This window comes from Flavobacterium sp., assembly GCF_028689845.1.
Taxonomy (GTDB): Bacteria; Bacteroidota; Bacteroidia; order Flavobacteriales; family Flavobacteriaceae; genus Flavobacterium.
In genome coordinates, this window is record NZ_JAQVCH010000044.1 from 1 (window position 1) to 15731 (window position 15731).

A 15731-nucleotide genomic window follows, 5' to 3' on the forward strand; every position below is an offset into this window, starting at 1 on the left:
GGGGGGGGAATCACAACGCATAAATTTAGCCACTTCGTTGGGAAGCAGTTTGGTTGGATCGATGTACATTTTAGACGAACCCAGTATTGGATTACATCCAAAAGATATCGAACGCTTGATAGAAGTTTTAAAAAATCTTCGAAATTTAGGCAATACGGTTATTGTGGTGGAACACGATGAAGACATTATGAAAGCTGCCGACCGAATTATCGACATAGGGCCAGAAGCTGGAACCTTAGGCGGTTATTTAGTAGCCGAAGGCAATTTTGCAGAAATCTTAAAAGCCGATTCCCTTACCGCAAAATACTTAAATGGCGAATTAGAAATTGAAGTTCCTAAAAAAAGAAGAATTTATAAAAACCATATTGAAGTGATTGGTGCTCGTGAAAATAACTTGAAAAATATTGATGTTATCTTTCCGTTAGATTGTTTAACCGTTATAACTGGCGTTTCTGGAAGCGGAAAAAGTACGTTGGTTAAGAAAATATTATTCCCAGCTTTACAGAAAAAATTGCAGGGAATGGGTGAAAAAGCGGGACAGTTTACTGAATTACGGGGAACTTTTGACCATTTGAAACATATTGAATACATCGACCAAAACCCGATTGGAAGAAGTTCTCGTTCTAATCCGGTGACGTATATTAAGGCCTATGATGATATTCGCGAATTATTTACCAAACAAACGCTTTCAAAGATTCGAGGTTATTTACCGAAGCATTTTTCGTTTAATGTGGATGGCGGTCGTTGTGAAACCTGCAAAGGCGATGGCGAAGTAACGATTGAAATGCAATTCATGGCCGATGTTCATTTGGAATGTGAAACCTGTAACGGCAAACGTTTTAAAAAGGAAATTTTAGAAGTGCAATTTGAGGGTAAAAATATTGATAACATCTTAACGATGACGATTGATGACGCTTTGAGCTTTTTTAAAGAACACAATCAAACGAAAATTTCACAAAAATTACAGCCGCTCCAAGATGTTGGATTGGGTTATGTGCAATTAGGACAATCGTCTTCTACACTTTCAGGCGGAGAAGCCCAACGGATTAAACTCGCTTCCTTCCTAGTAAAAGGAACAACCAAAGAAAAAGCCTTGTTTGTTTTTGATGAACCGACCACGGGCTTACATTTTCATGATATTAAAAAATTATTGGCTTCGTTTGAAGCATTGATTCAAAAAGGACATTCGATTGTGGTGATTGAACACAACTTAGATTTAATTAAATGTGCAGATTATATTATTGATATTGGTCCAGAAGGTGGCGAGAATGGCGGAAAATTAATGGCTTTTGGTACTCCCGAAGAAATTGCAAAAAACCCTAAATCGATTACTGGACACTATTTAAAAGAAAAGTTGAGATAATTTACTTAGTTTTATTGTTCTAATTTTTTGATTTATGAAGAAGTATTTTTGTCTTATTCTTTTCTTACTTACCACTATCACTTTCTCTCAAAAGTTTGAATTTGATTTTGTAACGGAATATGTCACAACATTACCCGATAATGATAGAACGACAACAACTTATTCCAACTCTAAAAACTCGAATCATTTATTTTTAATTTATCAAAATGGAAATAAGAGATCAGGTTTTCTTTATGATTTAGAATATAAGAAAATACATGAATTTAAGGTGACCTCGAGTAAAGAAAATGGCAAAATAATGTATGCTTTTAAATATAAAAAAAGTTCGAAAATTAAATCAAGCTATTTTGAAAATAGCAAAAACGATAAATATGAGTTTACCGAATTGGAAAATAATTCTGTTTTTAAAACGGTTTTATTGAAAGTTACTCGTGATTTTAATGGTCAAATAAATACTTACTTGACCGAAATCAAAATACAAAAAAGCGAAGCAAATTATTTTCCAAACTTTAGGGTTGCTGCTCTACATCCGTGGGAAAAAATAAAAGAACTAGATATTTTTGAAAATGGTTTGGTGGTTGAATCGGTACAAATTAGAAATGGTGAACGGGTTTATCCCTCTAAATTAGTTCATTCAGAGGAAGTTGAGCTTGAATTAATTGTGCCGAATTAAAATATAATTAAGTTTACATTCAATGAAAAACGTAATCTTCCTATTGTTTATTTTCTATTCCTCGGTTGTTTTTTCGCAGCGGTTTACATTTGATTTTGCAACGCATTATGAATATTATTTTAACAAGGTAAAATATGAAAGAGTATCGTATAGCAATACGGACAATCCAAACCTGTTTTTATATTTTTATACCGATGAAGGACAACGAACTGCAAAGCTGGTGGATATTGAACATATGCAAAATCATTTTTTTAATGTAAAAAGAGAAATCACTAAAGAGGGTGAAGTACTACTTTTTGATTATATCAATTCAGAAAAAAAAGTAGAAAACAAATTTTATAAGAAAGAACCAATTTATTACGATTTTAAAACTATAAAAACAGATTCATTATCTAAAACGGTGTTGCTTCAATTATATACTAATCAAAAGAGAAAGAAAGTACATTATTCTCTTGAACTAAAAGTTGTGCCAGCTGATGCCAACTATTTTCCCAATTTTAGAATGGCAACATTTCATGGATTGTCTGAACGAAAAGAGCTTAATTATACTGAGAATGGACTTGTGGTTGAAGCAATTAATTCTACCAAAAAGAAGAAAAAGCCACATGCAAAACTACTTTACTCTGAAAAAATACAATTTGAATTAGTTGTTGACCCAACCATTCTAAAATAAATCATATTCCAATTTATCTCAAATAAATACTGATTTACAAGTAGTTAATTATCGTTAACAACTCATTCACACCGCTTTTAAATTTTCTGGCACAACTATTGAAAATAACTAAACAAGAATCTGAAACGAGTTCAGGTTATCAAGTTTAAATTTATGTGTCATGAAAAAAATTACCCTTTTAGTAGCCGCTAACTTGCTTATTGGAAGTTTAGCTTTTGCATCAGCAACAGAGAGAGACACTGATACCGAGAGAAGAAATCGTACCCTAGTTCATTTTATGGACGCTGAACCAATTGTGTTTATGGAACGAGACATTGAATTCTTTGTATTCTTAAATGGAGATTTTGATTTCAACACTCGTCCACAAGATAGTCAAGGTGATTTTTATTATAAACGTGGAGCAACCGCTCGAGGAACGAGTGCATTTGGAAACTACGGTGTTCGAATTGAGCATGATAGCTTTGGAAGAGTTCGACGAATTGGAAACGTATTCATCAATTATGATTATCAAAACCGCGTGAGCCGAATAGGAACCGTTTATATGCGATACAATCGTATTGCTTTAAGTCAAATTGGTGGAATGGAACTAAGATATAACCGAGATGGTTTTTTAATAGACACTTTTGGTGACGTTAAAAGAAAGTTCCGTTCATATGAATATGCTTCTAACACGTATTACGGAAATGCAGTGTATTATAACAACAATTCAGGTTATGCCTATCAAGATGATGCGTATTATTACTATCGAACTGATGGAACAAAAGCAGCAATAAAAGACAAAAAATAATAGTATAAAGTGAGTTAGTTTAGTTTGGTTAAGTTTAGTTGATAAAAGTCCTGCAAAATCCCCGATGAGCAGGACTTTTTGTTTGGAGTAAGTTAGGCTTTTAGAAATCCCCTTTAAACTACAACTTTTTCAATCGCTTTTTTGGGTAGTTAATGGGATTAGTTTGATAATAACTTTTTTGTCAAGTAAGCAACATAATTATTTCGATTATTCTATAAAAAAATATGCTTGTTAATAGCAAAATAGGTAAAAAAAAAATTAAAATATGATTGTTAACCTTATTCTAAAATTATAAACGTTATTATGAATCTCTAATTTAAAATTAGCAGAATTTAATTAAAGCGTATGAACATAAGTTAAGTTGGATAATCAATGATGATGTTTATAAACAGGTGATTACCCTAATTATAATAGAATAATCCCGTTAGGGATGACATTTTGTTTGCGTTGTAGATTCTTAAACTACTAATTCCGTTTTAATTTCTTTATTAACGAATCAATACCTTGATTAATATCGGATGAAATGACTAATTTATAATTTATAAAAACATAAAAAACAGCCACTAAAACTGATTTTAAAAGAATGTTTAAAAACGGGTGAAATGGAAAATCCCAAAAGTAAAAAAGGAAAAAGGTAGAAATGATAATTCCTAGAGAAACAAGCGTTTTTGAAGTAAATGGAAATAAATCCATTTTGAAAACCACAAATAACAGTTTAGCTAAGCTATATAATCCAATGGAAATTAAGGTCGCAATTGCTGCTCCTTCAATTCCGAAATTCGGAATGAAATACATGTTTAAAGAAACGGTTAATACGACTAAACACAATCCCAACAACAAAACGGTTCGGTAATATTTTGAATTGAAAATAATGGAATTATTGTTCCCTAACATCAAATCGAAAAATTTGGATAGCGAAATAATAAAGACGACCACTACTCCACCGCTATATTTTTCGGGCAATAAGGCATAGATTTGGTGAATATTCGTTAAAATTCCCAACATAATTAAACCACCAACCACTTGAAGCGTTATCGAAGCTTTTTTATATAATTCATTTAATTCTACATGCTTTTTCTTAGCCATCAAATCGGTGGTGATGGGATGCGTAATTTGGTGCATCGCCCGCATGGGAACTGAAATGGTTAATGCCATAAAAATCGCCACAGAATAATAAGCGGCTTCTTTTAAAGGAATATATTGCCCGATCATGAACTTGTCTATATCCAACAACATCACCGCAATACTGGAAGAAAAAATGATGAAAGCGGAATAAATCATGATTTCTTTTTTTTCTTTTGGGAATTTTAAATGAAAGGCTGGTTTTCTAATTTTAAAGGCCACAAATGCCATGACCAACATCATCGCAAAATAAATGAGTACTAAACTATAGACAAATTGAATTTTTGAAATCCATCCAAAAAAAACAGCAAAAAGAAAAAGTGAAATAAAAACCCGCAACAAAACTTCTTTGATGAAGTTTCCAAAAACCGATTTTAGATGCACTTTTACCCAAGCATAAAATATTTCAAAATAGCCCATAAATAAAGCGATGAGCGGAATTATCCATACATAGGAATAGATAATTGGATTTTCGACCGATACTAAACTTGCGATTTCATGGTAAAAGAAAAGTAAAACCAAAAAAATGGGAATTATGAGTAATAAAGGTAAAACTAAAACCAAATTCAGAAAACGGGATTTATCTTCTTCTGTTTGGTGTTCGGCATAAAATCGGACTAAGGTATTTTGGATTCCAAAAGCCATTAAAGGCATCATAATATTTGCGGTAGAAAGCAAAAAAGCGGTTAGACCATAATAATCTTCGCCTAAAAAATGGGTGTACATAAACAACGCATTCGCCGCTCCAATCGCAAATCCAATAAAGGTAATCACGGTGTTTTTTATCGATTGGTTGAGTACGATTCCCATAATTGGTTAGTCTTTTTGGAGATAATCTACCAATTGTTTTGTTAAATTTTTTCGACTATACTGCTGTAAACCAATAGGATAAACTTTTAAATCTTGCTCTTTGAACAGTAAATAATGTTCAAAAATTGTTTCCTTTAAACGATTTTTTTCATCGTATGCAAAAAAAGTTCCGGTATTGGTTGCTTTTATAATTTCTTCAAAGTCAGAGCCCATCGGACCGAGAGCAATAATGGGTCTGTCTGAAACCAGGTATTCAAAAAGTTTTCCTGGAATAATGCCACGTGTTTCTTCTGAATCAATTTCAATCAACAAGACTAGTTGTGATTTTCGTTGATGAGTGACCGCCTCTAAATGAGACAAATAGCCTAAATTATTGACATAGGAACTGAGTTTAAACTCCTCGATGGTCTCTAATACCTCTTGACTCACTTTTCCGATTAATTTTAATTGAAAATCGGTTGCAAAGTCCTTATTTTCTTTGATTAATTCTTTCAACGCTTTCCATAAAATTCGCGGATTCCTTTCAGATAAAAAAGAACCGATATGTGCCAATGTAAATTTTTCATCCAACGGTGTTTTAGGAATGTTTTCCACGTCATAACCATTCGTAATTACTGCAATTGGTTTGGAAGTTATTTTTTCAAAGTCCCGTTTAGTTGTCGGACTTGTCACGATAATTTTTGAGGCAGCTTGCAAGACTTTTCGTTCTAATTCTAGGTGTTTATGAGTTGCCCGAGAAGTTAACATTAATTCTTTATGGTAACCAATTGTAGTCCACGGATCACGAAAATCGGCTATCCATTCTAAACCTAGTTCTTGTTTTAATTCTAAACCAATTAAATGCAAACTGTGTGGAGGTCCAGAAGTGATGATGGTTTCAATCTGATTTTCTTGAATGTATTTTTTTAAATATAAAACAGAAGGTTTAACCCAAGAAACACGTGCATCTGGAATGAAAAAATTACCGCGAATCCACAACAATAATTTGGCCAAGAGTGATTGCTGTTTCTTACTTGGAATGATTCCGGCACTTATTTTTTGAGTATCTTTTTTAGAAAACAAAGAAGCCATTCCATAAGGCTCTTTGATTTTAGTAGAAATAATAATGGCTTTTGAAGAGACTTCTGCCTTTAACTTTTCATCTAAAATAGGATAGGTTGGATTTTGAGGAATATAAACATGGGGTTCATAACCAAAATCAGGTAAATATTTGACAAACTTTAACCAACGCTGCACACCTGGCCCACCCGCAGGAGGCCAATAATAAGTGATGATGAGTATTTTGTTGCTTGGTTTCAAGTTTCTTGTTTTAAGTTGTGGGTTGTAAGTTTGAATTCTGCACTTAAATAACTTTACTCATTATTTGGATTGTTGATTTTATTTAATTCTTTCAAATCTAATTGATCTTTTAATCTATTTGTAGCATTTTTGGAACACTTAGTTCTTTTAGTTGCATTTTTTAAAGCATACGATAGCTGCTTTATTTCAGCTATTCTTTTTGATTCTTTTTCTTTACTCTTTTCGTTAAGATTATCGAATTCTTTCATGCTTTTTTTATTTATTTGAAAGCCAATTACTTTATTGTTTCCTCTTTCCTTCTGCTCCAATAAATTCCTCCAATTAACAGCAACAACATTCCGATGGAACTAAACAACGCAATCGAACTTCCTGTTTTTACAACTTGTGGTTCAAATGTAAACTCAATAGTATGTTTTCCTGCAGGAATTTTCAAACCTCTAAGCACATAATTTGCTCTAAAAATGGGAACTTCTTTTCCGTCAATGGTAGCAATCCATCCATTTTTATAATAGATTTCAGAAAAGACAACTATTCCGTCGTTAGCATTGGTGGATGTATATTTTAAATAATTCGGTTCATATGCAATTAATTTGATAGAGGCTAATGAATCGTTTACAAAGCTTTTTGCCGTGTTTTCTGTAAAATAAGTACCGAATTCTTTTTTATTAATTATTGCCGTTTGTCTGGTATTCAAACTGTCTAAAGCAGTCATTTCTTCGTCTGCAGAATTCACAAATTTGAGTTCGTTTACAAACCAAGCATTTCCATTGGCATTTGGATTTTGCAATGGCAACGGTTCCCCTTCTTCAGAATTTTGAATGACATATTTTACATTCAACATATTAAGGACTTGCACATTATTTTGAGCAATTTGATAATCATATAATTGTTGCATTCGTTGTGGTTTTACCGCACTATAACCACCAATTGCTTTGTGAAAATAAGAGGTTCGACCACTTGACATTCCTTGACTTGGTTCAAAAACTCTAAAGTTAGGGTCGGTATCTTCTAAGATTTTTAAATCGGCTTGGGTTGGTTGGAACGGCACATTCACTTCTCTTGCACTCACAAAATCAGAAGCATTTACATAATTTTTATCAATTATGACTAAATCCAATACCATCAATGAACCCACTAAAACAACAGTAATTGTATGTGCTATTTTATCTTTTATATAGAGATAAAGAAGTAATCCGATAACACTTATTAATCCGAGTGAACGAAGCAAATCAGACGTAAAAAGTGCCTTTCTATCTGCTCGCAAAGCCTCTACAAAAGGTTGTCCCATTTCACCATAAGCTTGAATATAATACCCATCATTTCCTCCTTTAAATGAAAATAATCCACTACTGAGTAGTAGTAAAACCAACATTCCTCCGCAAATAGCAAAGGACTTCCAAAGGGCTTTCCATTGTTCGTTTTTGTCAAGTTTAAAGAACGAATATAATCCCAATAGGGCTAAAACGGGAATACAAACTTCTAAAATAACTTGAATTGACGAAACCGCTCTAAATTTATTATATAATGGAAAATAAGCAATAAAAAAATCGGTGACTAGAGAGAAATTCTTTCCCCAAGAAAGTACTAGTGAAAAAATAGCTCCGATTAAAAAGACATATTTTATTTTTCGTTTTTCTGTAAATAAAGCCAGTACAAAAAGAAAAAAGATAATTGCCCCAATATAAGCTGGAGCGGCAACTATTGGTTGATCTCCCCAATAAGTTGGAGCATGGTCTGCAAAATCTTTCGCTTCTTCTGGTGACGCTCCGATGCCTAAAATCATTTCATATAAGTGACTGTCTTCTCCTAATTTTTCAGCATTTCCTCCGCCAAATAATCGTGGGGCAATCAGGTTTAAACTTTCGGCAATGCCGTAACTGTATTCGGTGATGTATTCATAGCTCATTCCCGATTTAGTTTCTAATTTTTCACCTTCTAAACCGATGGTTAACTCGTTTTTTCCTCTGGTACTAAACTCGGTATACTCCATCGTGGCCATTAAATTCGTAGCATTCGCTCCCAAAGCAAAAATTCCTGCAATGGCAAAAACGCCAAAAGAAATTGATAAATTTTTAAACTCTTTTGCTTTGACAAATTGGTAACTATAATAGCCCGTAATAATTAACAATAACAACAACAAATAATACGTCATTTGAAAATGATTGGCTTGAATTTCAAGAGCGGCTGCAATCATGGTGAGTAATCCACCGACAATAAATCGTTTTTGAAAAACTAATAAAACCCCTGCAATGATCATTGGCATATAGGCAATGGCATGTGCTTTTGCATTGTGTCCAACGCCCAAAATAATAATCAAATAGGTGGAAAATCCGAAAGCCAAAGCTCCAAAAAAAGCTTTAAGAGGATCTATTTTTAAAACGGTTAATAAAATATAAAAACCGAGGAAATATAAGAATAAATAATCGGCTGGACGTGGAAGAAATCGCAATACGCTATCTACTGATTTTACATAATTGTGAGGATAATTTGCTCCCAATTGGTAGGTTGGCATTCCGCCAAAAGCACTGTTTGTCCAAAAAGGTTCTTCGCTAGTTTCTGCTCGAAAATCGTTTTGTTCTTTAGCCATTCCGGTATATTGCACAATATCCGATTGCGAAATCTGTTTTCCTTGCAATACAGGATAGAAATAAAATAAGGATATAATTATAAATCCAACAAATGCAAGTAAATGCGGAGCCAATTTCTTGAAGTAGTTCATGGTATGTTTTAAATAATCAGAAAAATAAATTTAACGATAAAAAGCGAAGTTAATCAACTTCTTCATAATCGATGTATTCGCCTACTTCTTTTTTTGGTTTCGGATTTTGAAAAGTAGTTTTAGAAGTTGCAGAAGGTTCTTGTTGTTGATTCGCTTGTTGCTTAAAACTTTCTTCTGCTTTTTGAACCATTTTACGCAACAATAAAGGCATTATCAAACGTGCTAAAAACTTCAACACATAATAAATGAGTATGATAATTAGTATCGTTCTAAAAAAACCGACAAAAGAGGCTGTCTGCATAATTCAATATTTTCGGTAAAAATAAGAAATACGGCATTCAAAAATAAACTTACAATCTTAAATAAATAATAAAAAGTCTTATTTTTGGACAAAATAAGTATTCTCCTAGTCCATTTTATTATGAAAAACTCAAAACTTCTCCTTTTACTGCTCTTAAATTTTGTTGGTGGATTTGCTTACGCACAATATACCGACATGATAAATTCTAACCGACCCGGTAATTCGATGGGTGCTTTTGCAGTTGGAAAAACCATTTTTCAATTGGAATCGGGTATTTATGGATTTTCTGAAGAACACCAACCCGCTCGTTATGAAGCCAATGGATTTGGCGTTGATTTAGACTTACGTTACGGTTTTTTTAAAGAAGAATTGGAGGTTATTACCAGTTTTACATATCAATTTGACCAATATCAAGCACCTTTGGTAGACCAAAGTAGAAGTGGCTTTCAAACGTTGTTGGTTGGAGCCAAATATTTGCTATATGATCCTTTTAAGAATGTAGATGACAAACCCAATATTTACAGTTGGAAAGCGAACCATAAATTTAATTGGAAGCAATTTATTCCAGCAGTAGCGGTTTATGCCGGAGCCAATTTTAGTGTCGCCAATGAAGATTATGCCTATCCTAACGAGCCCACAGTTAGTCCAAAAATAATGGTGATTGCTCAAAATCATTTTGGAACCAGTTGGGTATTTATGACCAATATTTATTATGATAAATTTACAAGCGATTATAAATCCTTAGGATATGTAGTAACACTAACGCGAGGATTTAATGAAAAATGGTCTGGTTTTATTGAAAATCAAGGCTTTGATAGCGATTATTATACTGATTCCTTCCTTCGCGGAGGAGCTGCCTATTTAATTAGTTCCGATTTGCAAATCGATGCTTCAGTTAGCACCAATTTTAAAGATACACCTTCACTGTTTAGTGCTTCCGTTGGAATTTCATGGCGAATTGATGAGAAATATGAGCCAATTAAAATTGAAATTGGCGATGGCAAAGACAAAAGATCAGGCAAAAAGAAGAAAAAAGACAAGAAGGAAAAGAAAGAAAGTAAAAAACGTTTAGACGAAGTAGAAGGATAAACTTATGATAACAATTCGAGAAGCTATAACAAAAAAAGAGATAACCAATTTTATTAAATTTCCTTTTTCATTATATAAAAATCATCCGTATTGGGTTCCGCCTTTAATAAATGATGAATTAGATACGTTTAATAAAGAAGAAAATCCAGCCTTTGAAAATGCCGAAGCGTATTTTTATTTGGCTTATCGCGATGAAAAACCAGTGGGAAGAATTGCTGCTATCATCAATTGGGAAGAAGTCAATAACCAGCAAAAACGAAAAGTACGGTTTGGTTGGTGGGATATGATTGATGATATTGAAGTGACCAAAGCTCTTTTAGAAAAAGTATATGAATTGGGTCGGAAAAACAATTTAACTTATGTAGAAGGTCCAATGGGCTTTTCAAATCTAGATAAAGTAGGCGTTTTAACCGAAGGTTTCAACCGAATGGGGTCAATGATTACCTGGTATAATCATCCGTATTACAAAGATCATTTAGAGCAATTGGGCTATGTTCGTGAAAAAGAATATTTTGAAAGTGTTTTTTCCTTTGCGAATGTCAATCCGGATACGTTTATGAAAGCGAGCGAATTGATTGAAAAAAGATACCAACTGAAGACAATCACTTTTACGAAAACCAAAGATATTATTCCGTATGTAGATAAAATGTTTGATTTGTTCAACGAAAGTTATGCCAAATTAGCCTCGTTCGTAGCAGTTTCTGACCGTCAAAAAGAATATTTTAAAAAGAAATATATTCCCTTTATCAATCCAGAATATATTTTATTTATTATGGATAAAAATGATAAAATGGTTTCTTTTAGCATCGTAATGCCTAGTTTTTCGGAAGCCTTGCAAAAAGCCAATGGTAAATTATTTCCGTTTGGATTTTACCACATGCTTAAAGCCAAAAAACACAGTAAAGAAGTTTTATTTTATTTGATTGGCATTGACCCAGAATATCAAAATAAAGGTGTTACCGCGATTGTTTTTAGAGAATATTACCGTGTTTTTAAAGAAAAAGGGATTACACAATGCAATCGAACACCTGAACTGGAAGAAAATAACGCGATTCATAATCTATGGAAAAACTTTGATGCAAAAGTGGATAGAAAACGAAGAACGTATCGGTTGGAATTGTAGTTAGTGATTAATTGATTATCGCAGATTTTTTAGATTTTTTAGATATTTTAGTTTCAAGTTTTTATTGAAATTTGAATTTTAATGTGGCTACGAAGTCAGGAGAATTTGCAGAGCGGTTAAAAGTGGAGACTTCATTAGCGAAACAAATAGTCATCCCAAAATTAAAACTCAAATCTGTAATTAATTTTCAGTAATGATTAATTTATTTACCGAAAGCGTTTTGTTATTTGCTGAAAGGTGAACAAAGTATAATCCGCTTGGTAAATTATCCCGGTTAATAGTGATTCTATCTCCGTTAAGGTTATCCATTTGTATAACTTTTTGACCTATTGCATTGTAAAGCGTAAGCATTGCATTTTTGGAATGATTAACGATTTCTAATGTTGTTTGGGTGGAAAAAGGATTGGGATAAATTTTTATATATTCATGATTGGTTGAATAATTTTCAATACCAAGTGATTCCGTAACAAATGTTCTAAAAACATAATCCCACGTTGGACTAAAAGAGGATCGTCCACGTGGATAGGTATCTTCAGGACCTCCAATTTGTATACCAAAGGGATCGGGCAAACCTCCGCCTTGTGTCGGAATTAACTCAAAGGTATAAACTTGCTCAGCAACCACCGCTACGGGTGATGAAATAGTAAAAGTTTGCCAAAAATTATTTGTTCCAGAAATAGTTACCTCTTGAGAATGCAATAATGTACCTTCTAACCCTGTTCCATTATACATATTCAAAGTTGCTGTTCCATTCATTGTACTCGCAAATCCATTATCAATCTGAGAGAGTGTTCCCGTTATACCTGCCGTAAAAGATTGCCATGTACTAAATCCAGGCAAGTTACGAGCACTATGTGCACCTTGATAAACCAATTGAGTCTGATCAAGGGTTTGAGTTTGTGCTACAAACGAGAATCCCATTACGAGTAAGGCTAAAAAGTATTTGAATTTTGTTTTCATTTTAATACCGTTAATAATTAGAGTGCTGACAGTGCACTTTTAGTTTTTTATTCTTTGCGTCAAACAGTTTCCTAATTATCTGCCGAAAATTATGCGTCAAATGTAATATCTTTTTTTTCATTTCTTAAAAATATTTCAAATATTCAATTTAGAATATTTAAAAAATGAACGTAATAAACCTTTAAATAGTGAAGATTTTTTACTCTTACATCAAAATAACAAAATGTAAGGAGAAACTAAAACCAGTTCAGCTTTTACAATTAAGTAAAAAACCGCTCCTTTTTCAGAAGCGGTTTAATCTATAACTCTTTATTTTAACTTGCTTTTAAACTAAGAAACATCCACTTTAGTGGCATCTGCAATCTTTTTATAAGTTCCGTTTACTAATTTCTCACGGATGGCTTCAAAAGCAGTTAAAGTAACCTCAATATCTTCTAGAGTGTGAGACGAAGTTGGAATCATTCGCAACAAAATAATTCCTTTTGGAATTACTGGATAAATATCGTTCCGCCGCTTCATGAAGTGGCGAACTTCGTAACGGCATATTTTTCACTAAGATAAAAATTCTTGCAAAAGAAAAATGTGAATTTTGCACATTTTTCGCCATTTCTTGAAACGGCTGTTGTGCGTTCGTTTTTGTAGATTCTATTTTTAATTCAGTATTTATTTAAATCTTATTTTCTAATTCTTTGAAATTCCCAAACATTAAAAATTTCTTAATTTTTAATAATTTTTTTTGTTTTTATATTGTTATTTATTTTTAAGAAATAAATTCCTTTTGATAAACTTTCTACATTTATTTGCATTGTGTCATTTTCAATATTACCAGTTAGAATAACCCTGCCATTTATATCAGTAATTTGAAAAATACTTTTTAAAGATGGTAATGTATTAAAAGAAAGATTCAAATTTTTTGATACTGGATTTGGAAAAATTTGAATTCCATTATTATTTTCAAATTCATTTGTACCAAGTGAATCGGAACCAAGATAACGAACTAGGCAAAGTTTAGTTGGAAAAGAAAGGTCTGTTCCTAATCTAATATTGCCTATGGCAAGAATTTTATTGTCAGTTTGAATGGCTATATTATTTATTTTGTTGTCATTATCTTGCGAAAACGTTTCTACTCTACCATTCACACCAAATGAGGTGTCTGATGTGTAGTCTTGATTAAGTCTTAAAACTGCAAAACTATTTTGATATACACCATTTCCAGTTTTACCAGCTAAAATAAATTTACCATTATTGTCTTTTGCAATGCTAGAAGCAATGTCTGATTTATTGTTTGTAAAGCCATAGTTTATAGGCATACTCGGTGCTAATGTCCCAACTGATGAAACCTCGTATAAATTAAAATCTCTTCCAAAATATGGGTCTACACCTTTAGTGCCAGCCATCAATAACGAACCATCTGACTTTAAAATCATTGCATTTGACTCATTGAATTTTTCGTTAAAGTATGATCCATTGTCAACAGTGAGTAATCCATCGTTTGAAAAATTAGTATCCATAGTCCCATCTGCATTAACTCTACTTAACCAATTATTTGTTGCAAAAGAAGAATAGTAATTAGAATCAAAATGATAGAAACCACAAGCTGAAATTCTACTTAAAGAATCTATTTGTATACTCATTAATTTTGGAAAAGAATAACTTGGGGTAAATATTTTTATTCCGATTCCGTTAAATGTGTTGTCGATACTCCCATCCATATTGTATCTTGCTAATGCAAAAAAATCGCTAGTCCCAGTTCTACTCAAACCACCAATTACAATTTTATTTAATACAGTATCGATTTCTATTTTATAAACATACTTTAAAGTGACATCGACTATTCCTGCAATACCAAAGCTAGAATCTATACTTCCGTCATTGTTGTATCGTATGATAAATCCATTACCTGAATTTCTGTAACCTGTGATTAGAATCTTTCCATCAGCTTGAATTTTCATACTAGATGCAATTCCGTAAATTGTTGAATTTGCTGCAATAAAACTAGTATCTTGAGAGCCATCAGAATTAAACTTTAATAATGAAACTGTACTAATTTCTCCAACAACTAGAATTTTACCATCACTCAATAATGCAAGATCATTTCCAGTAGATTGATAATCATTTAGAATAACAATTCCTCCATTACCAAATGATGGGTCTAAACTGCCAGCAGTTTGTGAAAAAACTGTTGAGCTTAACAGAATTAATAAAATTGTAATTACCTTTTTCATACTATTAATACTTTTTAAATTAGTGTTTATAATTATTTTTTTTATAATGAAATTATGAATTAAATAAACATTTGTTATACATTTTATGTTAAATTTTTAGTTTTCTTTATTTTAATCTTACTATGTTAGCAAAAAAAATCAATTAAACCCTTGGCCAAACATTAATCAAATTATATGTTTCATAATAAATTGCGTCAGTATGTATTTCTTCATCTATTTTAATAAATAATGCAATATCTCCATTGTTTAGTTTTATTACACCTCGGTTTCCTAGATATAAATTACCACTCTCAAGTAAGTGAACAGTTCCTTGATCTGATCTGATAAATAAGTATTCACCACCAACACTATATGAATAGATGGCGTTTATAGATTTAATTATTTCTGAATCATTTCTTAAATAGATTGTTTTTGCACTTTGTAGGTGAATAAAATTGTTTGTTAAGTTTGTTATATTTATATCTCTTTTAAGCCCATTAGTGTACCCCAAATATTTATGATTTTTTCCAAGATTAGGTTCAAAGTAGTTTCCAGAACTATTTATACCTAAATTTCTTGCGGGTACTTTTATACCATCAATAATTTCA

General features: G+C 32.3%; 13 protein-coding genes and 2 pseudogenes. 6 read left to right on the top strand and 9 right to left on the bottom strand.

The window, feature by feature from the left end:
• The 4 genes and pseudogenes from PHR76_RS12310 to PHR76_RS12325 form a co-directional block, all read left to right on the top strand.
• Positions 1-1363: pseudogene (locus PHR76_RS12310) on the top strand (ATP-binding cassette domain-containing protein); the annotation flags it as partial.
• Between the two features lie 34 nt (positions 1364-1397).
• Positions 1398-2036, top strand: coding sequence for a hypothetical protein (locus tag PHR76_RS12315; RefSeq protein WP_300063180.1), 639 nt, complete (start codon positions 1398-1400; stop codon positions 2034-2036).
• 22 nt (positions 2037-2058) lie between these two features.
• Positions 2059-2709 (top strand): hypothetical protein, encoded by a 651-nt coding sequence (locus PHR76_RS12320; protein WP_300063182.1) that lies wholly within the window; start codon positions 2059-2061, stop codon positions 2707-2709.
• A 160-nt stretch (positions 2710-2869) separates the two neighbouring features.
• A complete protein-coding gene (locus tag PHR76_RS12325) occupies positions 2870-3496 on the top strand; it encodes a hypothetical protein (protein ID WP_300063184.1) in 627 nt (208 codons plus the stop codon).
• A gap of 465 nt (positions 3497-3961) precedes the next feature.
• Here PHR76_RS12325 and PHR76_RS12330 read toward each other — a convergent pair whose 3' ends face one another.
• Genes PHR76_RS12330 through PHR76_RS12350 form a run of 5 tightly spaced genes read right to left on the bottom strand, consistent with a single transcriptional unit; the run spans position 3962 to position 9747 of the window.
• Positions 3962-5428, bottom strand: coding sequence for an oligosaccharide flippase family protein (locus tag PHR76_RS12330; protein ID WP_300063186.1), 1467 nt, complete (start codon positions 5426-5428; stop codon positions 3962-3964).
• A 6-nt stretch (positions 5429-5434) separates the two neighbouring features.
• Positions 5435-6727: a glycosyltransferase family 4 protein gene (locus tag PHR76_RS12335; RefSeq protein WP_300063188.1), complete on the bottom strand. Its 1293-nt coding sequence runs from the start codon at positions 6725-6727 to the stop codon at positions 5435-5437.
• 53 nt (positions 6728-6780) lie between these two features.
• Positions 6781-6975, bottom strand: coding sequence for a hypothetical protein (locus PHR76_RS12340; RefSeq protein WP_300063190.1), 195 nt, complete (start codon positions 6973-6975; stop codon positions 6781-6783).
• A gap of 26 nt (positions 6976-7001) precedes the next feature.
• The gene (locus PHR76_RS12345) at positions 7002-9446 is read right to left on the bottom strand and encodes a YfhO family protein (protein WP_300063192.1); all 2445 of its coding nucleotides are present in this window, start codon (positions 9444-9446) and stop codon (positions 7002-7004) included.
• 49 nt (positions 9447-9495) lie between these two features.
• Positions 9496-9747, bottom strand: coding sequence for a DUF4834 domain-containing protein (locus PHR76_RS12350; RefSeq protein WP_300063195.1), 252 nt, complete (start codon positions 9745-9747; stop codon positions 9496-9498).
• Between the two features lie 120 nt (positions 9748-9867).
• Between PHR76_RS12350 and PHR76_RS12355 the strand changes: the two genes are divergently transcribed.
• Positions 9868-10836, top strand: a complete 969-nt coding sequence (locus tag PHR76_RS12355; RefSeq protein ID WP_300063198.1) for a transporter — start codon at positions 9868-9870, stop codon at positions 10834-10836.
• 4 nt (positions 10837-10840) lie between these two features.
• Positions 10841-11959, top strand: coding sequence for a GTP cyclohydrolase (locus tag PHR76_RS12360; protein ID WP_300063201.1), 1119 nt, complete (start codon positions 10841-10843; stop codon positions 11957-11959).
• A 180-nt stretch (positions 11960-12139) separates the two neighbouring features.
• On the opposite strand, the gene PHR76_RS12365 is transcribed toward PHR76_RS12360, so the two are convergent.
• The 4 genes and pseudogenes from PHR76_RS12365 to PHR76_RS12380 form a co-directional block, all read right to left on the bottom strand.
• Positions 12140-12919: a T9SS type A sorting domain-containing protein gene (locus tag PHR76_RS12365; RefSeq protein WP_300063204.1), complete on the bottom strand. Its 780-nt coding sequence runs from the start codon at positions 12917-12919 to the stop codon at positions 12140-12142.
• Between the two features lie 330 nt (positions 12920-13249).
• A pseudogene (locus PHR76_RS12370) lies at positions 13250-13420 on the bottom strand (pyridoxal phosphate-dependent aminotransferase family protein); the annotation flags it as partial.
• A gap of 215 nt (positions 13421-13635) precedes the next feature.
• Positions 13636-15144, bottom strand: a complete 1509-nt coding sequence (locus PHR76_RS12375) for a T9SS type A sorting domain-containing protein (RefSeq protein WP_300063207.1) — start codon at positions 15142-15144, stop codon at positions 13636-13638.
• 142 nt (positions 15145-15286) lie between these two features.
• A partial coding sequence (locus tag PHR76_RS12380; RefSeq protein WP_300063211.1) for a hypothetical protein occupies positions 15287-15731 on the bottom strand: 445 nt, incomplete at its 5' end.